The organism is Nitrospirillum guaranorum (assembly GCF_034653275.1).
Taxonomy (GTDB): domain Bacteria; phylum Pseudomonadota; class Alphaproteobacteria; order Azospirillales; family Azospirillaceae; genus Nitrospirillum.
The window spans coordinates 1,366,538-1,387,392 of record NZ_JAYEES010000003.1 but is presented as its reverse complement, the minus strand read 5'-3'; the positions used below and the strand labels follow the sequence as shown (position 1 = coordinate 1,387,392).

The window sequence follows — 20,855 nt, the reverse complement described above, 5'->3', positions numbered from 1 at the left end:
CGGGCGCGTCCCCGGGGGACGGCCCTACCATAAAAGCCGAGAGCGAATTCCACCGGAAGGCGGAATTCGCTCTGGCTACGAACCTGTCGCCCCGGGGGCGACGGCGGAAGGGGGATTAGTCCTTCGCGCGTTCCATGTATTCGCCCTCGGCGGTGCTGACGACCACGCGGGTGCCGGCTTCGATGTGCGGCGGAACCAGGATGCGCACGCCGTTCTCCAGCAGGGCCGGCTTGTACGAGGAAGAAGCCGTCTGGCCCTTCACCACCGGGTCGGCCTCGGTGATCATCAGGGTCACGGTCTGCGGCAGCTCGACCGACAGGGGCGCGCCTTCGAAGGTCTGCACCGTCACTTCCATGCCATCGGTCAGGAAGACCTTGCCGTCGCCGACGACATCGCCGGGGATGGAGACCTGCTCGAAGGTTTCCTTGTCCATGAAGGTGTAGCTGTCGCCCTCTTCGGCGAACAGGAAGGTCATCTCATGTTCGTCCAGGCGGGCACGCTCCACGCTTTCCTGGGTACGGAAGCGCTCGATCGTCTTGGTGCCCGTGCGCACGTCCTTCATCTCGATCTGGATGAAAGCGCCGCCCTTGCCGGGCTGCACGATCTGCGTCTTCACGACCACCCACAGCTTGCCGTTATTCTCCATAACGTGGCCGGGGCGCATGGTGTTGGCGTTAACCTTCATGGTGCTTCAACTTTAACCTGGGTGTTTGCGAGCGGCGGGGACCCTAGCAGCTTGTTGCCGACCGGACAAGATCAGCCGGAATTCCCAGGGCGCATGCCCCTTCGGCGTTATCCCCCAACAATCCTGTGGAATGCCCCAGCTCCTGCAAACCGCCGTAGAAAAAGCCCGGCGGGTCGAGACCGGCCGGGCTTGGAAGGGTATGGGACGGGAAACAGGGAATGAGAAGAACCATAGGGAAACGAACTGGAAACAGCCTCAGGGCGTGATCCCTTAGGGCTTGATCAGGGCGCCCACGGCGGCACCACCGGCGGCGCCGATGGCCGCACCCGCCAGAACCGGGCCGCCGACGATGGCCGTCAGGGCGGCACCACCCGCGGCGCCGATGGCGCCACCGGACAGGGCGCGCTGCTGGCGGGCGTTCAGGCCGGAACAGCCGGCCAACAGGGATCCGGCCACGACGACGATGACAGCTTTCTTCAACATGATGGCCTCACTGCTTCCAAGGCCGGGGCGGAACCAGGCAGGGCTCCGCCCCGGGGCCGGGCTTCACGCCGGCTAAATCATTGGCGTTAGGGGTTGGGGCGTTAAAGGGTTGGTTGGCGTTAGCGGATGGGAATGACCACGTTCAGGCCAGCCGACGGATAGTAGACCGGGGGCGGCGGCGGGGCGTAGTAGGCCGGGGGCGGGACGTACACCGGACGCGGCGGACCGTAGTAGTACGGCGGGGCTACGTAGACCCGCGGGCCACGATAATAGTCGTGGTAGCGGTAGTAGTCGTGGTGATGGTGGCGCCAATACTCGTCAGCCTTGGCTTTGGTCGCGGTCAGACCGGATGATGCGGCGACCCCGACCACGACCAGTGCGGCAACCGCGGCAAAGCGCTTCACCTTCGCCAGACGCAGGAAATCGCTCGTCATGATCTTACCTCCAAAAAGGGGATGCTCGCTTGTCGGCTCGTGCCGTCATCGGCTTCCCATGGGTCGTATCCTGGAGGCGGATGTTGACGATTTAAGGGCGATGTTTGCCTTAATGCGACCGTAATTATGAATTGGCCGGGAACTTTATATGCCCAGCCAATTCATCAACAAAAACAAACGATTATGCTCAGCGGACCACCTGCCCCGCCCCGCGCCCGCGCGGATCGGACGCGGTTTGCAGCTCGGTTCCGGTCACCTGCACGGCCTCCACATCCCCCATGTTCCAGCCCTGGTCGACCAGGGTGTAGCCCATGACCTTCAGCGCGTCGGCTTCCGGCCCTTTCAGGGGAGCGTAAGGATCGTAGTAGATGGTGTCCTTGGGCAGCAGCTGGTGGTGCACGCGCTGGGCCGCCACCGCCGCCTGCAGCGGCATGTGGAAGTCGTAGACGTCGCTCATCACCTGGAAGACGCCAGTGAAGATGCGCGAGCCGCCGGGCGTGCCCAGCACCAGGCTGACCTTGCCGTCGCGGGTGACGATGGTGGGGGTCATGGAGGACAGCATGCGCTTGCCCGGCTGGATGGCGTTGGCGTCCTTGCCCACCACGCCGAAGCCGTTGGGAACGCCCGGCTTGGCGCTGAAGTCATCCATCTCGTCATTCAACAGGAAGCCGGCGCCGCTGACCACCTCGCCATTCCCGAACTCGAAATTCAGGGTGAAGGTGTTGGCGACGGCGTTGCCCCACTTGTCGACCACGGAGAAATGGGTGGTCTGATGCGGATCCAGGCCGGGCTTGATGTCCGGCGTGGGCGAGATGGCGTTGGGGTTGATCTCCGCCGCCCGCTTGGCCAGGTAATCGTCGCTGATCAGCTTGTCCACCGGCACCTTGTAGAAGTCCGGGTCGCCCAGGTATTCCGCGCGGTCGGCGAACACGCGCTTCTCGATCTCCGCCAGCAGGTGGATGTACTTGGCGGAGTTCAGCGGCACGTCCTTGAAGTCGGCGGCGCGCAGTTCCTTCATCTTCAGCAACTGGGCCAGCGCCTCCCCGCCCGAGCTGGGCGGCGGCGCGGTGTAGACGACATTGCCCTGCCAGGTGAAGCGAATGGGCTCCCGCCACTTGGCCTTGTAGTCCGCCAGGTCCTGCGCGGTGATCAGCCCGCCGTCCTTCTTCATCTGGGCAACCAGCAGCTGGGCGGTCTTGCCGGTGTAAAACTCCTTGGGCCCGTCCTTGGCGATGCGCTTCAGCGTCTCGGCCAGTTCCGGCTGGGTGAAGGTCTTGCCCGGCTCCATCCTGCCGAAGTACTGGGCGAAGTTGGTGCCCGCGAACTGCGCCATCATGTCGGTGCGGTAGGCGATGATCTTGTCGGACGGTAGGAAGCCCTTTTCCGCCAGGGTGATGGCGGGCTGGATGACCCGCGCCCACGGCAGCTTGCCGAAGCGGTGATGCGCCTCCCACAGGCCCATGACGGTGCCGGGCACGCCGGCGGCCTTGGCCCCCACCAGGCTGAGCTTGGGGATGACGTTGCCCTGGGCGTCCAGGTACATGGTGCGGGTCGCGGCCTTGGGCGCCACCTCGCGGTAGTCGATGAAGTAGGGCTTGCCGTCCACGAACAGGGTCATGAAGCCGCCGCCGCCGATGTTGCCGGCCTCGGGATAGGTGACGGCCAGGGCGAAGGCGGTGGCCACGGCGGCGTCCACGGCGTTGCCGCCGGCCTTCAGGATCTCCGCCCCGGCGCCCGTGCCGAAGGTGTCGGCCGAGGCCACGGCGCCACCCGACAGCAAGGCGGCCGGCGCGGCCGCCGTCTCCTTGGCGTGCGGCCCACTGATGGGCCCGACCAGTGCCACGCCCAGCGCCAGCGCGGCGGCCGCGTTGATCCAACGACGCGTGACGCCCTTACCCGATTGCCGATTGCCACTCTGCCAGGCCCGCATCGGTCACCCCTCTTGTTTCCATCGTTGCCGCCGGTGAGCGGAAGGGACCAGCATGCCCAGGTCGCCCGTGAAAGATAAGATGATTTTGCGCTGCGGCATGATAAGCGGATCTTGACGAATTTCCCATATTTGGGAAATATTCCCGATATGGAACAGACAGCCGACCCTTTCGACCAACGCCTGGCCGCCCGTCTCTCCAGCCTGCGCCTGGAGCGCGGCTGGACCCTGGAAGTGCTGGCGGAGCGCAGCGGCATCAGCCGCGCCACCCTGTCCCGACTGGAGCGGGGGGAGACCAGCCCCACCGCCGCCTTGCTGGGACGGCTGTGCACCGCCTACGAACGCCCCATGTCCCGCCTGCTGGCGGAGGTGGAGGCCGACCCGCAGCAATTTATCCCCCGTGAATCCCAGCCCACCTGGACCGACCCCGAAACCGGCTTCCGCCGCCGGGGCGTCTCCCCACCCGCCGGCGGCTATATGACGGAGATGGTGGAGGGCGCCCTGCCCGCAGGTGCCGTCATCGCCTATCAGGCGCCATCGGTGGCGGGGCTGGAGCATCATTTGTGGATGCTGGCCGGCCGGCTGGAGCTGACCTTGGACGGCACGCACCACGCCCTGTCGGCGGGGGACACGCTGCGCTACCGCCTGACCGGCGGCAGCCGCTTCCACTGCCCCGGCCCCGAGGCCGCGCATTACGTCATCGCCATCACCCGCCCCTGAGACCCCGCCCTTGGGAAACCCATGACCACGCCGACCATCCGCGAAATCCCGGCCGCCGAGCTGGACGCCCACACGCCCGCCCTGAGCCGCATTCTGCACGCCTGCGTCCTGGCCGGGGCCAGCGTCGGCTTCATCCTGCCCTTCGCCGAGGACGAGGCCACCGCCTTCTGGCAAGGGCTGCGGCCTGGCCTGGAAACGGGTGGGCGGCGCCTGCTGGGCGCGTGGCTGGGCGACCGCCTGGTGGGCACGGTGCAGCTGCTGCTGGCCGGCCCGCCCAACGGCCGCCACCGGGCGGAGGTGGCCAAGATGCTGGTCCACCCCGACGCCCGCCAGCGCGGCATCGGCCGGGCCTTGATGACCGCCGTCGAGGCGCTGGCCCGGACGGAAGGCCGCACCCTGCTGCTGCTGGACACCGGCAGTGATGAGGGCCGGGCGCTGTACCGTGCCGCCGGCTTCCAGACCGTGGGCGACATCCCGGGCTATGCCATCCATGTCGATGGTTCGGCCCTGGCGACGACCATCCTGTACAAGCATTTAACAGCATAAATATCGGAGAATTATGCCGCCTGGCCGGCGTCAGGCCCCGCAATTACCCGTCGCCATCAGTAAAAAATGTTGCGGCGCCCGTGTTTTCACCCCCGCCGCCTTGCCGCCCCCGCGCGCTGAGGTTAAGGTCGCAGCCGGTCCCGGCATGGCGGACCCGCGCCAAAGCCGGCGCGGGAACCGGCCCGAAGCGCGCCGGATGGCCATCGATGGGGGCGGTTAAGGCGGCAATGGGTTTCACGCTGGCAGTCGGCACGTTTCTACAGCATTTGATCAACGGCCTGACCCTGGGCGCCATCTATGGACTGATCGCCATCGGCTACACCATGGTGTACGGCATCATCCGCATGATCAATTTCGCCCATGGCGAGATTTACATGATCGGCGCCTTCATCGCGGTCACCACCTTCACCCTGCTGCTGGGGGCCGGTGTCACCTCGGTGCCGCTGGCCCTGGTCATCGTGCTGGCCATCTCCTGCACCTTCACCGCCGCCTATGGCTGGACCATCGAGCGCGTGGCCTATCGCCCGCTGCGCACGGCGCCCAAGCTGGCGCCCTTCATCTCCGCCATCGGCATGTCCATCCTGCTGCAGAACTTCGTCATGCTGACCCAGGGCGCGCGGTCGAAGTCGCTGCCGCCGGTCATGACGGGCGGCGTCACCCTGTGGCACGACGGCGACTTCAGCCTGGGCCTGACCAACATCCAGATGTTCATCATCCTGCTGACCGTGGCGCTGATGGCCGGGTTCACCCTGGTCATCAACCGCACGGCGCTGGGCCGCGCCCAGCGGGCGTGTGAGCAGGACCGGACCATGGCGGCGCTGCTGGGCATCAACGTCGACCGCACCATCTCCCTCACCTTCGTGCTGGGGGCGGGGCTGGCGGCGGTGGCCGGCGTCATGGTCACGCTCTATTACGGCGTCATCGACTTCTACATCGGCTTCCTGGCCGGCATGAAGGCCTTCACCGCCGCCGTGCTGGGCGGCATCGGCAGCCTGCCGGGCGCCATGCTGGGCGGTCTGCTGATCGGCCTGATCGAGGCCTTCTTTTCCGGTTACGTCTCCAGCGCCTACAAGGACGTTGCGGCGTTTTCCATCCTGATCCTGGTGCTGGTGGTCCGCCCCTCGGGCCTGCTGGGCCGCCCTGACATCGAGAAGGTGTGAGGTCATGGCCGCACCCGCATCCCCGTCCACCGGCACCCCGATTCCCTTGGCCCATCGCCTGCGTGACGCCGTCATCGCCGGCCTGGTCGCCATGGCGCTGGCCGTCCCGTTCCTGGGCCTGCGCACCGTCAACCTGGACCAGGGCCTGGTGGTGCAGGCCAAGCTGGCCTATGTGCCCCTGGCCGGCGCCATCGTCTTCCTGGGCCGCCTGGTCCTGGGCCTGCTGGCGGCGCCCCTGGCCAAGGCGGCGGCGCCCCTGACGGCGTGGCGCCCGCCCGTCAGCGCCCAGCGCCTGCGCCCCTGGGGCGGGCCGCTGCTGGTGCTGGCCGCCGTGGCCCTGCCCTTCCTGCCCTTCGCCAACCGCTATGTCATCGACCTGGGCACCACGGCGCTGATCTACATCCTGCTGGCGACGGGCCTGAACATCACGGTGGGCCTGGCCGGCCTGCTGGACCTGGGCTTCGCCGCCTTCTACGCCATCGGCGCCTACACCTGCGCCCTGACCACCACGCAGCTGCACTGGGGCTTCTGGCCGGCGCTGGCGGCGGGCGGCCTGGCGTCCAGCCTGTTCGCGGTCCTGCTGTCCCTGCCCATCCTGCGGCTGCGGGGCGACTACCTCGCCATCGTCACCCTGGGCTTTGGCGAGATCACCCGCATCATCATCCTGAACTGGCAGGGCCTGACCGGCGGGCCCAACGGCGTGTCGGGCATCGCCCGGCCCACCCTGTTCGGCCTGACCTTCGACCGGCGCGCGCCGGCCGGGGGCCAGACTTTCAGCGACCTGACGGGCATCGCCTACGCCCCCGAACACCGGCTGATCTTCCTCTACCTGGTCATCCTGGCGCTGACCGTGCTGGCGGCCTACACCGTGGCCCGCCTGCGGCGCCTGCCCATCGGCCGCGCCTGGGAAGCGTTGCGCGAGGATGAGATCGCCTGCCGCTCCCTGGGCATCAACCCCACCATGGTGAAGGTTTCCGCCTATGCCACCGGCGCCCTGATGGGCGGCTTGGCCGGGTGCTTCTTCGCCGCCCGCCAGGGCTTCGTCAGTCCGGAAAGCTTCGGCTTCATGGAATCGGCCACCATCCTGGCCATCGTCGTGCTGGGCGGCATGGGCAGTCAGGCGGGCGTGATCATCGCCGCGCTGTTCATCGTCGTGCTGCCGGAACTGGCGCGCGGCTTCGCCGACTACCGCATGCTGGCCTTTGGCCTGGCCATGATCCTGATCATGATCTGGAAGCCGGGCGGCCTGCTATCCGGCCGCCTGCCGACCATCCGGCTGTCCACCGCCAAGCCCAAGCCCGTGGCGGAGGCCGCCTGAGATGACCGAACCCCTTCTGGATGCGCCCCTTTTGGATGTCCGGGGCCTCACCATGCGCTTCGGCGGCCTGCTGGCCGTGGACGGCGTGGACCTGACGGCGGAGCGCAACCGCATCACAGCATTGATCGGCCCCAACGGTGCCGGCAAGACCACCATCTTCAACTGCCTGACCGGCTTCTACAAACCCACGGCCGGCCGCCTGCTGTTGCGCCATCCGACCCGGGGACCCATCGAGCTGCAGAAGCTGAAGGGCTACGGCGTCGCCCGCACGGGCGTGGTGCGCACCTTCCAGAACATCCGCCTGTTCCCCAGCATGACGGTGCTGGAAAACCTGCTGGTGGCCCAGCACCAGGCGCTGATGCCCAAGTCCGTCTTCTCCTTCGCCGGCCTCCTGAACCTGAAGGGCTGGCGCGCGGCGGAGGCGTCGGCGGTGGACACCGCCCGCGACTGGCTGCGCCGTCTGGACCTGCTGGCGGTGGCGGATGAGGCGGCGGGCAACCTGTCCTACGGCATGCAGCGCCGGGTGGAGATCGCCCGCGCCATGAGCACCAACCCGCTGCTGCTGTGCCTGGATGAGCCGGCCGCCGGCCTGAACCCCCGCGAGACGCGGGCGCTGGCCGAGCTGCTGGCCGGCATCCGCGCCGAACACGGTATCGGCATCCTGCTGATCGAACATGACATGGGCCTGGTCATGGATATCTCCGACCGCATCTTCGTCGTCGACCATGGCGCCCGCATCGCCGCCGGCACGCCAGCCGAAATCCGCAATGACGAGCGGGTGATCAAGGCCTATCTGGGCGAACCCGACGCGGACGACGCGACCGCCGGCGGGGGCACGCACTGATGGCCGGCCCACTGCTGCAACTATCCGACGTCCACGCCAGCTATGGCCCCGTGCACGCCCTGCGCGGCGTCAACGTCACGGTGAACGAGGGGGAGATCGTCACCCTCATCGGCGCCAACGGCGCCGGCAAGTCCACCCTGCTGATGACCATCTGCGGCAATCCCAAGCCGGCGCAGGGCCAGATCCTGTTCCAGGATCGCAGCCTGGTGGGCATGCCCCCCACCTGATCGCCAGGCAGGGCATCGCCCAGGTGCCGGAGGGGCGGCGCATCTTCCCGCGCATGACGGTGCTGGAGAACCTGCAGCTGGGCGCCACCCTGGCCGACCCCGCCCATTTCGCCGAGGATCTGGCCATCTGCTACGGCCTGTTCCCCATCCTGGAGAAGCGCCAGGCCCAGCGCGCCGGCACCCTGTCGGGCGGGGAGCAGCAGATGCTGGCCATCTCCCGCGCGCTGATGAGCCGGCCGCGGGTGCTGTTGCTGGATGAACCTTCGCTGGGTCTCGCCCCCCTCATCATCCGCCAGATCTTCCAGGTCATCGAGCAGCTGAACCGGGAACGCGGCATGACCATCCTGCTGGTGGAGCAGAACGCCTACCACGCCCTGAAGCTGGCCCACCGCGCCTATGTCCTGGCCTCGGGCGAAGTGGTGCTGACAGGCTCCGGCCGCGAGTTGCTGGCCAACGAGCAGGTGCGCGCGGCCTACCTGGAGGGCGGGGCGCATTAACCTCAGGCGGTCCGCTTGAGCGCTTCCTGGACAACGTCGGGGTTCTTGGCGATCACCTTCAGATAGGCTTTCGCCGTGGCGTCCGGTTCCTTCCGGCCCTGTTCCCAGTCGCGCAGTGTCCCGATGGGCACATGGAACCGCGCGGCGAACTCTTCCTGCGTCAACCCTAGCGCTCGACGCATCGTCCGCACCTGCGGCACCCGGCGCATACGGGACATGTCTTCAGGCGTCAACGGTCGCGCGTCCGGATCGCTCAACGCAGCCTGGTGACGCTCTTCCTCCGACATCGCATCAAAGCGCGCGAAAGGGGTGGCGTCGGGGTCAAGCGTTTTCATCGTGGTATCGTCGGCGCTCATGGGGCTCAGCTCCTCTCGCGGAGATCAGACGGATATCATCACCCCGGAGGGCGTAGGCGAGGTAAAGCAACCGCCCCTCCGCCATGCCGATGATGATGAAACGTTCCTCACCATAATCCTCACGCTCATCCGGCCACTCGATGGCGAACGGATCCCGGAAGACGGCGCAGGCATCCTCAAATCGGACGCCGTGCTTGGCCAAGTTTTCAGCAGCCTTGCGTTTGTCCCATTGGAACATGGCGTCTCCGGCTCTATGACACAAGAGTACGGCTAAGCCGTATTTCCGTCAACGTGCCGAACCCGCTCACAGAGGCAGGTGAAGGTGCCGCCGTAGCTGGAATCAAGGTGAAGGATCAACGCTTCTGGATGGTGCCTGCGCTGGCGGGCCACCAGCGTCGACAGGTCGCCCGCCGTGGCGCGGCCCTGATAAAGATCCTCCAGTGCTTGTGCGGCCAACGGTGGCAGTGCCGATTCCCCCAAGCGCCAGAGATGAATGGTGGAGAGGATGGTGCCGGGCCAATAGTCCTGGACGGCGAAGTCGATCACACCGCCCGCTTTCAGGATCGTGCGCTCCGCACCGTCAACGGAACGAATGTCGAAGCGCAGCCCATCCTCGCCCGCTGCGAAGCCGGCAAGCTGCCCATCGTGATAGCGGAAACCCACAACCAGGCCATCTTCCCGAACCTGCACCCCATCCGTCGCCATCTCCCCTACTCCGCCGCCTCGCCCGCCCCCTTGGGCGCCCCACTGGCCGTCCCGCCGGCCGCGTCGAACTGCAACGCCGCCAGGCGGGCGTAGAGGCCGCCCTGGCGGATCAGTTCCTCGTGCCGGCCGCTGGCGACGATCTTGCCCTTGTCCAGGACGATGATGCGGTCGGCGTTCAGCACGGTGGCCAGGCGGTGGGCGATGATGAGGGTGGTGCGGTCCTTCATCAGGGTTTCCAGGGCCAGCTGCACCCCGCGCTCACTCTCCGCGTCCAGGGCGGAGGTCGCCTCGTCCAGCAGCAGGATCTTCGGGTTGCGCAGGATGGCGCGGGCGATGGCGATGCGCTGGCGCTGGCCGCCGGAGAGGCGCACGCCCTTTTCCCCCAAATAGGTGCCCAGGCCTTCGGGCAGGGCCTCCAGGAAGTCCAGCGCGTGGGCGGCGCGGGCGGCGGCGCGCACCTCCTCATCCGTGGCGTCGGGGCGGCCATAGCGGATGTTCTCCCACGCGTTGGTGGAGAAGATCACCGCCTCCTGCGGGACGATGCCCAGGCGGGCGCGCACGTCGGCCGGGGTGGCCGTGCGCACGTCCACGCCATCCACCAGCACGCGGCCCTCCCGCGGGTCGTAGAAGCGCAGCAGCAGCTGGAACAGGGTGGTCTTGCCGGCGCCGCTGGGGCCGACGATGGCCACGGTCTCGCCTGGCGCCACCGTCAGGTCCAGGCCTTCCAGCGCGGCATGGTCGGGCCGCGCCGGGTAGTGGAAGCGCACGCCCTCGAACGCCACGGTGCCGATGGCGGGGGTGGGCAGCGCCACCGGGTTGGGCGGGGCGACGATGTCAGGCTTGGTTTCCAGCAGGTCCACCAGCCGCTCCATGGCGCCGGCCGCGCGCTGCAGTTCGCCGGTGACTTCGGAGATGGCGCCAACGGCGCCGGCCACCAGCACGGAATAGAAGATGAAGGCGGAGAGTTGGCCGGCGGAGATGCGGCCGGCCAGCACGTCGTGCCCGCCGATCCACAGGATGACGCCGATGGCCCCCATGACCAGCGATATGATGATCATGGCCATCAATGCCCGCACGCGGATGCGGCGCACGGCGGTGGTGAAGGCATCCTCCACCCGGTCACCGAAGCGTGCCGTCTCGATCGCCTCGTGCCCGAAGGCCTGGACGATGCGGATGCCGCCCAGCGTCTCATCCACCTGGGCGCCCACGTCGGCCACGCGGTCCTGGCTGGCCTTGCTGAGCTTGCGCAAGCTACGGCCCAGGATGACGATGGGCAGCACCACCAGGGGCACGACGATCAGCACCAGGCCCGTCAGCTTGGCGCTGGTGATGGCCAGCATGATCAGGCCGCCCATCAGCATCAGCGAATTGCGCAAGGCGATGGAAACGGTGGAGCCCACCACCGTCTGCAGCAGGGTCGTGTCGGTGGTCAGGCGCGACAGCACCTCACCCGTGCGGGTCGATTCGAAGAATCCGGGCGACAAGGTCACCAGATGGTCGAAAACCGCCCGGCGGATGTCGGCCACCACCCGCTCGCCCACCCAGGAGACCAGGGAGAATCGCACATAGGTGGACCCGGCCAGCACCAGGATAACGCCCAGCATGACCAGCAGCGCGTGGTCCAGCAGCTGCGGATTGCTGGTGACGAAGCCCTGGTCCACCACCGCCTGAAGGCCGCGACCCATGCCGATGGTGGTGGCCGCCGCCAGCAGCAGCGCGACGCCCGCCCCCACCGAGTGCCAGATGTAAGGCCGCACGAACGGCAGCAGAAAGGCCAAGGGCCGCAGGGACTTACGCCCCGGGGCTGGCGTGCCCGGGGTGGGTGTCAGGGTGGCGTCGGTCACCGGCGATGTTCCCAATCTGTCTGAACGGGGCGCGGAACCGTCCCATTATTCAAGCGTCCCCGAACAATCAGCTTGGCCCCACGCGCGTGATGGCTTAGGTAATGCGTCCAAGGCCGTGGGGCAACCATCGCCAACCCTTTCCTTCATCGCCACGGGGCGTCAGCCATGCGTGGTTGTGGTGTCGTGCGCACGGGACGCGCACGATCGGGTGTTGATCCCGGGGACGGTTTTGGCTATAAGCCCGGCTTCGCATTTCGAGATTTTTGTTTTGGGACTTGGGCGATCATGAAAGCTGACATTCACCCGGACTACCATGAGATCACCGTCGTCATGACCGACGGCACCTCGTTCAAGACCCGGAGCACCATGGGCAAGGCCGGCGACACGCTGCGCCTGGACATCGACCCGAAGTCGCACCCGGCCTGGACGGGCGTGCAGAAGCTGGTCGACACCGGCGGCCAGATCGCCAAGTTCAACCGCCGCTTCTCGGGCCTGGGCCTGAAGTAAGCCGCGGGCGGCCCACGCCGCACGCCGCTCACGCTTTCAAGAAAGGGCGTCCCATCCGGGGCGCTCTTTTTTGCTGCCTGCATCATGCCAGGGGCCACGGCCTTGCGCCGCCCGATGACAGATGCCCAGGCCCGCGACCGCAGGCCCCGGAGATTTCTGAGGAACCGAAGGCGGACTGGAAATCGAGGACAGCCAAAGGCGCGGGGGCGCCTGCCAGCGCTTGAGGCGAATGCGTCAGGCCACGCTGCGGCGATACTGGTCTTCCAGGCGTTCGGCGCGCATGTACAGGCTGTGGCTGCGTTGCAGCAGGGAGCGCAAGCCGGACGGCAGCTCACCATTGTCGGGGCCGGATGGGTCGCTGCAGATGGTGCCACCGGACAGGGCGAACTGATCGCCCAGCACCTGGTCGGCCGTCAGCTCATGGGCATGCACGGCCTTCAAGGCCAGAAGCCAGGCCATGACCTGGGTCAGCCGGCTGGTGACACGCAGCGATTCGTAGCTGATCTGCAATCGGACCTGGGGTGGCAGCCCCCGCTGGTCCTTGGCCTCCTGGAAGGCCACGTAGTTGCGCGCCTCAACCAGGAGGGCCATCGTCTCCTCGTATGTCCGGTCGAAAAAGGCATTGGACTCGAGCAACGAGGAACCTTTCTCCGGGCTGGTCCCGATGCCGCATGGGATGGCCCCAGGGGCGTAACTCAGGCGGGGGTAACCCGGGCACGGACGACAACTTTAGGATCGAAATGCCCAAGCCCGCAATATGCGGCGGCTAGGGGTCACCTTCTGATCACAGGCGATGACGCTTCAGGGTGCCGCGAAAGACTTAAATCTTTGGAAATAGCGCGGCCGATTTTCTGGCCGCTTCGTCCCCGCATTTTTCGGACTCAGCCCCCTATTGAAAACGGGGAAGGGCGTTCACAGATGAAACTGCGTCGGCGGGAATGCCCAGGAGGGGTTCCTAGAGCCGGCATGAAACCCCACCCAACGGGACGGCCAGGATGGCGCCCAAGGGGGCGGGGTGATCGCTCTACCGGAGGATTATCATGCGCAGTTACGACCTGTCCCCGCTGTTCCGTTCCACCGTCGGTTTCGACCGCCTGACCCGCCTGATGGAGTCGGCGCTGAAGACCGAGGACCAGGGCAACGCCTATCCGCCCTACAACATCGAGAAGCGCGGGGACGACGACTATCGCATCACCATGGCGGTCGCGGGCTTCAGCCAGGAAGAAATCGACATCGTGACGCAGGAGAACACGCTGACGATCATCGGCAAGTCCCGCAAGGATGATCAGGCCACCCCGCAGACGCAGTACCTGCACCGGGGCATCGCCGGCCGGGCCTTCGAGCGGCGCTTCCAGCTGGCCGAGCACATCCGGGTGACGGGCGCGGCGCTGGAAAACGGCCTGTTGCACATCGACCTGGTGCGGGAGGTGCCGGAGACGGCCAAGCCGCGCCACATCCCGATCGCCAACCTGGGCCAGAGCTCGACCGCCCTGCCCACCGGGCAGGCGGCCAACTAAGCTTTCGCAAGGCCGGTAAGGGTCGGGACGGGCAATCGTCCTGACCCTTCCAGCCACCGCGTTTTCGGAACGTAAAAATGGAAAGGGCCGCAGCTATTGCGCTGCGGCCCTTTCGCATTCCCAGCGGCGCCGGTTTTCCGGCTGCCTGATTTTGCCCGCCCGTTCAACCCGTACCAAACTTCGAAACGGACGGTATGCAGGGCACGCGGACCAGTCAACCACTTTGGCAATAAAGGCCGCAGATCAGTCAACGCACCGTCACAATTTTGCCACATGCGAAGTACCCCGTTGCGGCGGATAGGTGGACTTATCTTATTGATTCCACATCGCTTTTCGACCGTAGCCGGCAGATGTCAGCGCGGCGCCGATTTCCTCCAGAATAACCGGATCATCGATGGTGGCGGGCATGGCCCAGGCCTCTTGGTCCGCGATCTTTTGCATGGTCGCCCGCAGGATTTTCCCTGAACGGGTTTTGGGCAGCCGGTCCACCACCAGGGCCTGGCGGAAGGCGGCCACAGGGCCGATGACCTCCCGCACCCGCTGCACCACCTCGGCCACGATGGTCTCGTGACTGCGGGTCACCCCGGCCTTCAGCACCAGGAAGCCCAGCGGCAGCTGCCCCTTCAGCGCGTCATGCACGCCAATGACTGCGCACTCCGCCACGTCGGGATGACCGGCCAACACCTCTTCCATGGCGCCGGTGGACAGGCGATGGCCCGCCACATTGATGATGTCGTCGGTGCGGGCCATGATGAACAGATAGCCGTCCTCATCGACATAGCCGGCATCCGAGGTCTGGTAGAAACCGGGATATTCGGAGAGGTAGCTGCGGATGAAGCGCTCTTCCGCGTTCCACAGCGTGGGCAGGGCACCCGGCGGCAGCGGCAGGCGCATGGTGACCGCCCCCAGCGTGCCCGCCGGCATCTCGTGCCCTCGCCCGTCCAGCACCCGCACATCCCAGCCCGGCAGCGGCCGGGTGACGGAGCCGTGCTTGACCGGCATCAGGCCCAGCCCCACCGGGTTGCCCGCGACGGGCCAGCCGGTTTCCGTCTGCCACCAATTGTCGATGACCGGCACCTTCAGATGGGCCTCCGCCCAGCGCAGGGTGTCGCTGTCCGACCGTTCCCCCGCCAGGTACAGCTGGCGGAAATGGCTGAGGTCATACCCCTTCAGCAGCAGGCCCTCCGGATCCTCGCGCTTGATGGCGCGAAAGGCGGTGGGGGCGGTGAACAGCATGGCCACCTTGTGCTGGCTGATCACCCGCCAGTAAGCGCCGGCGTCCGGCGTCCCCACGGGCTTGCCCTCATACAGCACGGTGGTGGCGCCGTGCAGCAGGGGAGCATAGACGATGTAGCTGTGTCCGACCACCCAGCCCACGTCGCTGGCGGCCCAGAACACCTCCCCCGGCTTCAGCCCATAGAAATGCTCCATGGTCCATTTCAGGGCCACGGCATGGCCGCCGTTGTCGCGGACCACGCCCTTGGGCTGGCCCGTGGTGCCAGAAGTGTAGAGGATGTACAGCGGGTCCGTGGCGGCCACCGGTACGCAATCGTGCGGCGTCGCCGTTTCGACCTCCGTCCAGTCGATGTCGCGGCCCGGCTTCAGCGGCGCGTGCTCCTGCGGCCGTTGCAGGATGATGCAGCGGGTCGGCTTGTGCGTCGCCAGGTCGATGGCGCTGTCCAGCAGGGGCTTGTAGGGAATGACCCGGGCGCCCTCGATCCCGCAGGAGGCGGAGACCACCACCTTGGGCTTGGCGTCGTCCAGGCGGGTGGCCAACTCCCGCGCGGCGAAGCCACCGAAGACGACGGAATGAATGGCGCCCAGCCGGGCGCAGGCCAGCATGGCGACGACCGCCTCGGCCACCATGGGCATGTAGAGGATGACCCGGTCGCCCTTCCCCACCCCCTGGGCCGCCAACAGGCCGGCGAAGCGCGCCGTCAGGTCCAGCAGCTCGCGATAGGTGTATGTGGCCACGGTATTGGTGATGGGCCGGTCATGGATCAGCGCCACCTGGTCCCCCCGCCCCGCCGCCACGTGGCGGTCCAGCGCGTTCCAGCAGGTGTTCAGCTGCCCCCCGGCGAACCAGCGGAACAGGGGCGCGCGGCTGTCATCCAGCACATGGTCCCAGGGGCGGATCCAGTCGATGGCCCGCGCGGCCTCCCCCCAGAAACCCTCGGGATCGTCCAGGGACCGGTTGTACACTTCCGCATAGCGTCCGCTCATCCGTTTACCCCCCTTTTGGGGCCCACGGAGCCCCCTGTTCTTGCTTGGTCCCGTCACCATCGCAGGACGTCCAGGGGGACGACCATGAGACAGATCAACGGCCTGCCTTCATCCTATCGGCTCGGGGACGCCGGCCAACACGAAACCGCCCCGCTCACCCGAAAGGACAGGGCGGTGCGGCAGCGGGTGGCATAGGGCGGGCGTGCATGTGGGATAAGGCCAGGGCGCCGAGGGACCTGAAAGATCGGGCGAATCGGCCGGACGGCCTAACCCGGAGTCCGCCGCCGCCCCTTAGGAAGGGGCGCGGCGCCACCGTGATGTCCAAGGTGGTGCCCCGACGGAGGGCGCGTCAGATGATCGCCCGGCCGGCCGCGAAGCTGCTTTCGCGGCCGACCTGGTCATAGCAGCGGCTGAGCCAGTCACCGGCCGCCGCACGTCCCATGTCGCGCAGCTCGGTCAGGAAACCCCAGTCGGCGTTCAGCTTGCTGGAGACGCCCAGGTCCGCCATGCCCGGACCAGGCTCCACCAGGTGCAGGTAAACGGGACGCACGCCGGCCTCCGCCGGGTCGATGCCGTGGTCCGCGCACAGGCGGTTCACCAGCTCCAGCGACTTGAGCTCGCGCAACAGGGTGGCGTTGAAGCCGATCTCGCTCATGCGGTCGACGATGGCGCTGGGTGCCGTGGGCACGGCCGGCCGCTGCAGCGGCGTCACCTGCACCACGAGAATGTCGGTCGCGGCGCAGTCGTGCAGCAAGGGATAAAGCGTCGGGTTGCCCATGTAGCCGCCATCCCAGTACGGCTCGCCATCGATCTCCACCGCCTGGAACAGGATGGGCACGCAGGCCGAGGCCAGCAGGGCCTCCATCGACAGGTCCTGCCCCTTGAACACCCGCAGCTGGCCGCGGTTGACGTTGGTGGCGCTGACGAACAGGCGCACGGTGTCGGACCGGCGCAGCACATCGAAGTCGATCAGGCCGTCCAGCACGTCGCGCATGGGGTTCAGGCCCAACGGGTTGAACTGATAGGGCGACATCATGCGCACCATCATGTCCAGCCCCGCATAGATGGGGGAATGGTCCAGGTTGCGGCGCCCGGCCCCGCCCGTCATCCAATCCAGCCAAGTGGGCTGCAGCGGGCCGGTGGCGGAGCTTTTGGCCATGCGCCGCCATAGCCGGTGCAACAGGGCGCGCGCGCCCTCCGCCCCGCCGGTCAACAGGCCATAGGCCAACAGCGCGCCGTTAACGGCGCCGGCGCTGGTGCCGCTGACGCCCTCGACATCCAGCCTGCCGTCCTCCAGCAGGCGGTCCAGCACGCCCCAGGTGAAGGCACCGTGGGAACCGCCACCCTGCAGCGCCAGATTGACGGTGCGCCGCGCCGGTGCCGTGCCAACAGGATGCGCCGTATCGGCGGGGGCGTCCGCCGGCGCCGGGGAAACCGGTGCCGCCCGCCGCCGCTTGGCCACTTCGCCCGCAGAACCGTCCATTCCGCCCCAACCCTTCGAAGAAAAGAGGCCCGGCATTAAAGGCGAAGCACAGAATTCGCCGGTCCGCCGGGGCCAACATGGTTAACAACTGCCTGGGCTTGTCGATAAAATGCCGCCCAATTCGCCAAATGACTCATACCGCGATACCGGTAACGGAACAAAGCCGTCTTGAACAATGCTGAACCTGGGTTAAGGTTAGGTTAGTGACTTGGGACGCAACGGCATCCGGGCCACCCTTGGTGGGTGACGCCCGACCGCCATCCTCAGGATCAGGCGTTCCCGAGCATCATGACGAGGGAAAGACGGCCGTGGGCGACGTAGTCAACCTGAACCGGTTCCGTAAGCAGAAGGCCAAGGAAGAGCGGGCGGCCAAGGCGGCCGAGAATCGCGTCGTCCACGGCCGCACCAAGGCCGAGCGCACGGCCGAGCAGAAGCGCCAGGACAGTCAGGCGGCGGACCTGGACGGCAAGAGGCTGGACCCCGCCGATGGCGAAGACTAGGGCGGGAGACGCGTCCCGGCCAATGCGCCGGCAGCACCCGGCAAGCCGGACGCCGCCGCACGATGACGGCGCGCTCAGCGGTCAGCGACGGGCGGCCGGAAGAAATTGATCGTGTTGCCGTCGGGGTCGCGGAACAGCATGGAGCGGTTGCCCCAAGGCATGTCCTTCGGCTGTTGCAGCCAATCGGTCACGAGGCCCCCGATCCGATCGCGTTCCCGATCGACGTCATCCACTTGAAATTCCAGGATTGCCGATTGGTTGGACGCGGCGACCCAATCCCCGCCATGCATGAATCCGCAGGCTTTGCGGCTGACCAGCGCGAGGATCGCGCCCCCAGGACGCAATTCCACATAATCGTCACTCCCGGCCGACGGTGTCGCCAGCAGTTTCTCGTAGAACGCCGCCAGCTTGGGCACATCTTCGGTGACAAGGCGGGTGTAGGCGAACTTCATGGCTCATCCTTTCGCCTTGCGGCGCGATGTGGGGGCTTCGATAGTGGACGTCATTGCACATGCGATACGCTACGGTAGCGTACTGTTTCATGTCAAGAGAGGAAGGCGGGCCCGTGTCGGAACCAGCACAGACCATGGACAAGCGGGTCGAGCGCTCAAAGGCGAAGGTGCTGGCCGAAACCTACCGGCAGCTGGCGCAGGGCGGCATCGCCGGGGTGAGCGTCGATGAGGTTTCCCGCATTTCCGGTGTTTCGAAGACGACGATTTATCGCCACTGGCCCTCGCGGTCAGCCCTGCTGATCGACGCCTGTTCCCGGCTGGGAGCCACGCCCGTCGCGCCCGATACCGGCAGCCTGCGCGGCGACGCCCGGGCCTTGCTTTCCCACCTTGTCCACCAGCTGCGGACGGCGAACTGGAGTTCCGTTTATCCTTCGATCATCGACGCGGCGGAGCGCGATGCCGAACTGCAGACCATGCAGGCGGCATTGCACGCAACCTTCATGGCGCCGTTCAAAGCCGTCATAGAACGCGCCAAGGCCAAAGGGGAAATTCCTCGGGAGCGCGCCATGGACGATGTCGTCGCCCTGCTGGTGGGGCCCTTATTCTTCCGCCGCTGGTTCGCGAGGGAGGAGATGGACGACCGGTTCATCGACGCAATCATCGACGCCGCGACGCGATAGTCGCGCCGCCACCAAAAGGAAAGGCCGGCCGTGTCACCGCGGCCGGTTCACATGCCCCATCTTGCGGCCGGGCCGTGCCTCCGCCTTGCCGTAGAGGTGCAGGCGGGCGCCGGGTTCGGCCAGCAGGTCGTGCCATTGGTCGGCGTCATCGCCGATCAGGTTCTTCATCATGCAGGGCGCCATGATGTCGGTGGCCCCCAGGGGCAGGCCGCAGACGGCCCGCACCAGTTGCTCGAACTGGCTGGTGGCGCAGAAATCCATGGTCCAGTGGCCGGAATTGTGCGGCCGGGGCGCCACCTCGTTCACCAGCACCTGGCCGTCCGGCGTCACGAACATCTCCACCGCCAGCAGGCCGACGACGCCCAGCGCCTCCGTCAGCGTCCGGGCGATGCGCGTGGCCTCGGCCGCCACCGCCGGGGTCACGGCCGCCGGCACCAGCGTCTCATCCAGGATGCCCTTGGCGTGGCGATTCTCCACCACCGGGAAGGCGGCCATGACGCCATCGGCGCGGCGCGCGACGATGACCGAGACCTCGCAGGCGAAGGTGACGAAACCCTCCAGCACGGCGCTGTCGGTGCGCAGCGCCTCCCAGGCGGCGGCCAGGTCGCTGTCGGGCCCCAGGCGCACCTGGCCCTTGCCGTCATAGCCCATGCGGGTGGACTTGAGGATCGAGGGCGTGCCCAGGTCGGCCACGGCGGCGCGCAGGCTGTCGACGCCGGTCACCGCGCGGAAGGGCGCGGTGCCGATGCCAAGGGTGTTGGCGAAAGTCTTCTCCTCCAAGCGGTCCTGGGCCACGGCCAGGACGTGGGCGCCCGGGAAGGTCGGCACGCGGGCGGCCAGGAAATCGATGGTGGCCGTGGGGATGTTCTCCCACTCCAGCGTCACCACGTCGACGGCCTTGGCGAAAGCCTCCAGCGCCGCCCAGTCATCGAAGGCCGCCAGGGTTTCCACCGACGCCACCTGGGCGCAGGGGCTGTCCCTGTCCGGCCCGTAGGCATGGGTGCGGTAGCCCAGGTTGGCGGCGGCCAGCGCCGTCATGCGGCCCAGTTGGCCATTGCCCAGCATGCCGATGATCGACCCCGGCGGGACGACGGTGGGGGGGAAAGGGTCATTCCTCGTCCCGGGGTTCCAGGGCCACGCGATCGGTCTGGGCGGCGCGCCAGGCGTCCAGGGCGTCGGCCAGGCGCTTGTCGTTCAGCGCGAGGACGGCGGCGGCCAGCAAGGCGGCGTTGATGGCGCCGGCCTTGCCGATGGCCAGGGTGCCCACGGGAATGCCGCCCGGCATCTGCGCGATGGACAGCAGGCTGTCCATGCCCTTCAGCGCGTGGCTTTCCACCGGCACGCCGAACACGGGCAGCGGGGTCATGGCGGCCGCCATGCCCGGCAGGTGCGCGGCGCCACCGGCGCCGGCGACGATGACCTTCAGGCCGCGGTCGCGGGCGGTTGTGGCGTAATCGACCAGACGGTGCGGGGTGCGGTGGGCGGAGACGATGCGCGTCTCGAACGGGACGCCCAATTCCTCAAGCACGGCGGCGCCGTGGCGCATGGTCGCCCAATCGGACTGGCTGCCCATGATGATGCCGACCAGCGGCGCGCTTTCAGGCTTCTGGCTCACCGGTGTTGCTCCCCCCGGACTAAAGGAAGCGCCGGATTATAGGAAGGGCAAGCGGCCTTGCAAGTGCCGGCACCGCATGCCGGCCACGCCCGGACGGGGGCCCAGCAGGGCCTGTCCAGGATGGAAAATGAC

At 67.3% G+C, this 20,855-nt stretch carries 23 protein-coding genes and 1 pseudogene; 10 read left to right on the top strand and 14 right to left on the bottom strand.

Annotated features, from left to right (window positions below):
• Positions 1–115: 115 nt before the first annotated feature.
• The 4 genes from efp to ggt form a co-directional block, all read right to left on the bottom strand.
• Entirely contained in the window at positions 116–685 is a 570-nt protein-coding gene (gene efp, locus UAJ10_RS15320) for an elongation factor P (RefSeq protein WP_322916131.1), read from the bottom strand.
• Between the two features lie 270 nt (positions 686–955).
• Positions 956–1,168: a hypothetical protein gene (locus UAJ10_RS15315; RefSeq protein ID WP_145729569.1), complete on the bottom strand. Its 213-nt coding sequence runs from the start codon at positions 1,166–1,168 to the stop codon at positions 956–958.
• 119 nt (positions 1,169–1,287) lie between these two features.
• Positions 1,288–1,602, bottom strand: coding sequence for a hypothetical protein (locus UAJ10_RS15310; RefSeq protein ID WP_186457279.1), 315 nt, complete (start codon positions 1,600–1,602; stop codon positions 1,288–1,290).
• A 187-nt stretch (positions 1,603–1,789) separates the two neighbouring features.
• Positions 1,790–3,532: a gamma-glutamyltransferase gene (gene ggt / locus UAJ10_RS15305; protein WP_322916130.1), complete on the bottom strand. Its 1,743-nt coding sequence runs from the start codon at positions 3,530–3,532 to the stop codon at positions 1,790–1,792.
• Positions 3,533–3,679: 147 nt separating this feature from the next.
• Between ggt and UAJ10_RS15300 the strand changes: the two genes are divergently transcribed.
• The 6 genes and pseudogenes from UAJ10_RS15300 to UAJ10_RS15275 all read left to right on the top strand — a co-directional run bounded on the left by UAJ10_RS15300 (position 3,680) and on the right by UAJ10_RS15275 (position 8,841).
• Complete coding sequence (locus tag UAJ10_RS15300) at positions 3,680–4,249, top strand: helix-turn-helix domain-containing protein (protein WP_322916129.1); 570 nt, start codon at positions 3,680–3,682, stop codon at positions 4,247–4,249.
• Positions 4,250–4,270: 21 nt separating this feature from the next.
• On the top strand, positions 4,271–4,795 hold the full coding sequence (locus UAJ10_RS15295) for a GNAT family N-acetyltransferase (RefSeq protein WP_322916128.1): 525 nt from the start codon (positions 4,271–4,273) through the stop codon (positions 4,793–4,795).
• Positions 4,796–5,022: 227 nt separating this feature from the next.
• A complete protein-coding gene (locus UAJ10_RS15290) occupies positions 5,023–5,955 on the top strand; it encodes an ABC transporter permease subunit (protein WP_004273582.1) in 933 nt (310 codons plus the stop codon).
• Positions 5,956–5,959: 4 nt separating this feature from the next.
• On the top strand, positions 5,960–7,273 hold the full coding sequence (gene livM / locus UAJ10_RS15285) for a high-affinity branched-chain amino acid ABC transporter permease LivM (RefSeq protein WP_322916127.1): 1,314 nt from the start codon (positions 5,960–5,962) through the stop codon (positions 7,271–7,273).
• Between the two features lies 1 nt (position 7,274).
• Positions 7,275–8,117 carry a high-affinity branched-chain amino acid ABC transporter ATP-binding protein LivG gene (gene livG / locus UAJ10_RS15280; RefSeq protein WP_322916126.1) on the top strand — a complete coding sequence of 281 codons (843 nt, stop codon included), beginning with the start codon at positions 7,275–7,277 and terminating at the stop codon, positions 8,115–8,117.
• Between the two features lie 11 nt (positions 8,118–8,128).
• Positions 8,129–8,841, top strand: a pseudogene (locus tag UAJ10_RS15275) (ABC transporter ATP-binding protein).
• Between the two features lie 2 nt (positions 8,842–8,843).
• Here the strand turns inward: UAJ10_RS15275 and UAJ10_RS15270 are convergent.
• From UAJ10_RS15270 to UAJ10_RS15255, 4 genes are read right to left on the bottom strand one after another with little or no spacing between them, the layout of a single operon-like run.
• Positions 8,844–9,197: a helix-turn-helix domain-containing protein gene (locus tag UAJ10_RS15270; RefSeq protein ID WP_145729575.1), complete on the bottom strand. Its 354-nt coding sequence runs from the start codon at positions 9,195–9,197 to the stop codon at positions 8,844–8,846.
• The gene (locus UAJ10_RS15265) at positions 9,163–9,435 is read right to left on the bottom strand and encodes a BrnT family toxin (RefSeq protein ID WP_322916125.1); all 273 of its coding nucleotides are present in this window, start codon (positions 9,433–9,435) and stop codon (positions 9,163–9,165) included. The genes UAJ10_RS15270 and UAJ10_RS15265 overlap by 35 nt, the downstream gene beginning before the upstream one ends.
• Before the next feature lie 32 nt (positions 9,436–9,467).
• On the bottom strand, positions 9,468–9,902 hold the full coding sequence (locus tag UAJ10_RS15260; RefSeq protein ID WP_322916124.1) for a hypothetical protein: 435 nt from the start codon (positions 9,900–9,902) through the stop codon (positions 9,468–9,470).
• Positions 9,903–9,907: 5 nt separating this feature from the next.
• Entirely contained in the window at positions 9,908–11,746 is a 1,839-nt protein-coding gene (locus tag UAJ10_RS15255; RefSeq protein WP_322916123.1) for an ABC transporter transmembrane domain-containing protein, read from the bottom strand.
• A 285-nt stretch (positions 11,747–12,031) separates the two neighbouring features.
• On the opposite strand from UAJ10_RS15255, the gene rpmE reads away from it, so the two are divergent.
• A complete protein-coding gene (rpmE, locus tag UAJ10_RS15250; RefSeq protein WP_040848326.1) occupies positions 12,032–12,253 on the top strand; it encodes a 50S ribosomal protein L31 in 222 nt (73 codons plus the stop codon).
• A 234-nt stretch (positions 12,254–12,487) separates the two neighbouring features.
• Here the strand turns inward: rpmE and UAJ10_RS15245 are convergent, their stop codons facing one another.
• Positions 12,488–12,889: a DUF1465 family protein gene (locus UAJ10_RS15245; RefSeq protein WP_322916122.1), complete on the bottom strand. Its 402-nt coding sequence runs from the start codon at positions 12,887–12,889 to the stop codon at positions 12,488–12,490.
• A gap of 404 nt (positions 12,890–13,293) precedes the next feature.
• Here UAJ10_RS15245 and UAJ10_RS15240 point away from each other — a divergent pair, with 404 nt between their 5' ends.
• Positions 13,294–13,770, top strand: a complete 477-nt coding sequence (locus UAJ10_RS15240; protein ID WP_322916121.1) for an Hsp20 family protein — start codon at positions 13,294–13,296, stop codon at positions 13,768–13,770.
• A 312-nt stretch (positions 13,771–14,082) separates the two neighbouring features.
• On the opposite strand, the gene UAJ10_RS15235 is transcribed toward UAJ10_RS15240, so the two are convergent.
• Both UAJ10_RS15235 and UAJ10_RS15230 read right to left on the bottom strand, forming a co-directional pair.
• The gene (locus UAJ10_RS15235) at positions 14,083–15,993 is read right to left on the bottom strand and encodes a propionyl-CoA synthetase (RefSeq protein ID WP_322916120.1); all 1,911 of its coding nucleotides are present in this window, start codon (positions 15,991–15,993) and stop codon (positions 14,083–14,085) included.
• Positions 15,994–16,342: 349 nt separating this feature from the next.
• Positions 16,343–17,476 (bottom strand): patatin-like phospholipase family protein, encoded by a 1,134-nt coding sequence (locus UAJ10_RS15230; RefSeq protein WP_322916119.1) that lies wholly within the window; start codon positions 17,474–17,476, stop codon positions 16,343–16,345.
• A gap of 308 nt (positions 17,477–17,784) precedes the next feature.
• Between UAJ10_RS15230 and UAJ10_RS15225 the strand changes: the two genes are divergently transcribed.
• The gene (locus tag UAJ10_RS15225) at positions 17,785–17,976 is read left to right on the top strand and encodes a DUF4169 family protein (protein ID WP_322916118.1); all 192 of its coding nucleotides are present in this window, start codon (positions 17,785–17,787) and stop codon (positions 17,974–17,976) included.
• Between the two features lie 74 nt (positions 17,977–18,050).
• Here the strand turns inward: UAJ10_RS15225 and UAJ10_RS15220 are convergent, their stop codons facing one another.
• Complete coding sequence (locus UAJ10_RS15220; RefSeq protein ID WP_322916117.1) at positions 18,051–18,428, bottom strand: VOC family protein; 378 nt, start codon at positions 18,426–18,428, stop codon at positions 18,051–18,053.
• Positions 18,429–18,562: 134 nt separating this feature from the next.
• Here UAJ10_RS15220 and UAJ10_RS15215 point away from each other — a divergent pair, with 134 nt between their 5' ends.
• On the top strand, positions 18,563–19,108 hold the full coding sequence (locus tag UAJ10_RS15215; protein WP_322916116.1) for a TetR/AcrR family transcriptional regulator: 546 nt from the start codon (positions 18,563–18,565) through the stop codon (positions 19,106–19,108).
• Between the two features lie 33 nt (positions 19,109–19,141).
• Here UAJ10_RS15215 and UAJ10_RS15210 read toward each other — a convergent pair whose 3' ends face one another.
• Together UAJ10_RS15210 and purE are read right to left on the bottom strand one after the other, a co-directional pair.
• Complete coding sequence (locus UAJ10_RS15210; protein ID WP_322917333.1) at positions 19,142–20,251, bottom strand: 5-(carboxyamino)imidazole ribonucleotide synthase; 1,110 nt, start codon at positions 20,249–20,251, stop codon at positions 19,142–19,144.
• The gene (gene purE / locus UAJ10_RS15205) at positions 20,217–20,681 is read right to left on the bottom strand and encodes a 5-(carboxyamino)imidazole ribonucleotide mutase (protein WP_040848330.1); all 465 of its coding nucleotides are present in this window, start codon (positions 20,679–20,681) and stop codon (positions 20,217–20,219) included. Before purE ends, UAJ10_RS15210 begins: the two co-directional genes overlap by 35 nt.
• Positions 20,682–20,855: the final 174 nt, after the last annotated feature.

Excerpts from the sequence above, each read along its gene's own strand:
- efp (WP_322916131.1), bottom strand. The coding sequence starts at position 685 with ATGAAGGTTAACGCCAACACCATGCGCCCCGGCCACGTTATGGAGAAT.
- UAJ10_RS15315 (WP_145729569.1), bottom strand. The coding sequence starts at position 1,168 with ATGTTGAAGAAAGCTGTCATCGTCGTCGTGGCCGGATCCCTGTTGGCC.
- UAJ10_RS15310 (WP_186457279.1), bottom strand. The coding sequence starts at position 1,602 with ATGACGAGCGATTTCCTGCGTCTGGCGAAGGTGAAGCGCTTTGCCGCG.
- ggt (WP_322916130.1), bottom strand. The coding sequence starts at position 3,532 with ATGCGGGCCTGGCAGAGTGGCAATCGGCAATCGGGTAAGGGCGTCACG.
- UAJ10_RS15300 (WP_322916129.1), top strand. The coding sequence starts at position 3,680 with ATGGAACAGACAGCCGACCCTTTCGACCAACGCCTGGCCGCCCGTCTC.
- UAJ10_RS15295 (WP_322916128.1), top strand. The coding sequence starts at position 4,271 with ATGACCACGCCGACCATCCGCGAAATCCCGGCCGCCGAGCTGGACGCC.
- UAJ10_RS15290 (WP_004273582.1), top strand. The coding sequence starts at position 5,023 with ATGGGTTTCACGCTGGCAGTCGGCACGTTTCTACAGCATTTGATCAAC.
- livM (WP_322916127.1), top strand. The coding sequence starts at position 5,960 with ATGGCCGCACCCGCATCCCCGTCCACCGGCACCCCGATTCCCTTGGCC.
- livG (WP_322916126.1), top strand. The coding sequence starts at position 7,275 with ATGACCGAACCCCTTCTGGATGCGCCCCTTTTGGATGTCCGGGGCCTC.
- UAJ10_RS15270 (WP_145729575.1), bottom strand. The coding sequence starts at position 9,197 with ATGAGCGCCGACGATACCACGATGAAAACGCTTGACCCCGACGCCACC.
- UAJ10_RS15265 (WP_322916125.1), bottom strand. The coding sequence starts at position 9,435 with ATGTTCCAATGGGACAAACGCAAGGCTGCTGAAAACTTGGCCAAGCAC.
- UAJ10_RS15260 (WP_322916124.1), bottom strand. The coding sequence starts at position 9,902 with ATGGCGACGGATGGGGTGCAGGTTCGGGAAGATGGCCTGGTTGTGGGT.
- rpmE (WP_040848326.1), top strand. The coding sequence starts at position 12,032 with ATGAAAGCTGACATTCACCCGGACTACCATGAGATCACCGTCGTCATG.
- UAJ10_RS15240 (WP_322916121.1), top strand. The coding sequence starts at position 13,294 with ATGCGCAGTTACGACCTGTCCCCGCTGTTCCGTTCCACCGTCGGTTTC.
- UAJ10_RS15235 (WP_322916120.1), bottom strand. The coding sequence starts at position 15,993 with ATGAGCGGACGCTATGCGGAAGTGTACAACCGGTCCCTGGACGATCCC.
- UAJ10_RS15230 (WP_322916119.1), bottom strand. The coding sequence starts at position 17,476 with ATGGACGGTTCTGCGGGCGAAGTGGCCAAGCGGCGGCGGGCGGCACCG.
- UAJ10_RS15220 (WP_322916117.1), bottom strand. The coding sequence starts at position 18,428 with ATGAAGTTCGCCTACACCCGCCTTGTCACCGAAGATGTGCCCAAGCTG.
- UAJ10_RS15215 (WP_322916116.1), top strand. The coding sequence starts at position 18,563 with ATGGACAAGCGGGTCGAGCGCTCAAAGGCGAAGGTGCTGGCCGAAACC.
- purE (WP_040848330.1), bottom strand. The coding sequence starts at position 20,681 with ATGGGCAGCCAGTCCGATTGGGCGACCATGCGCCACGGCGCCGCCGTG.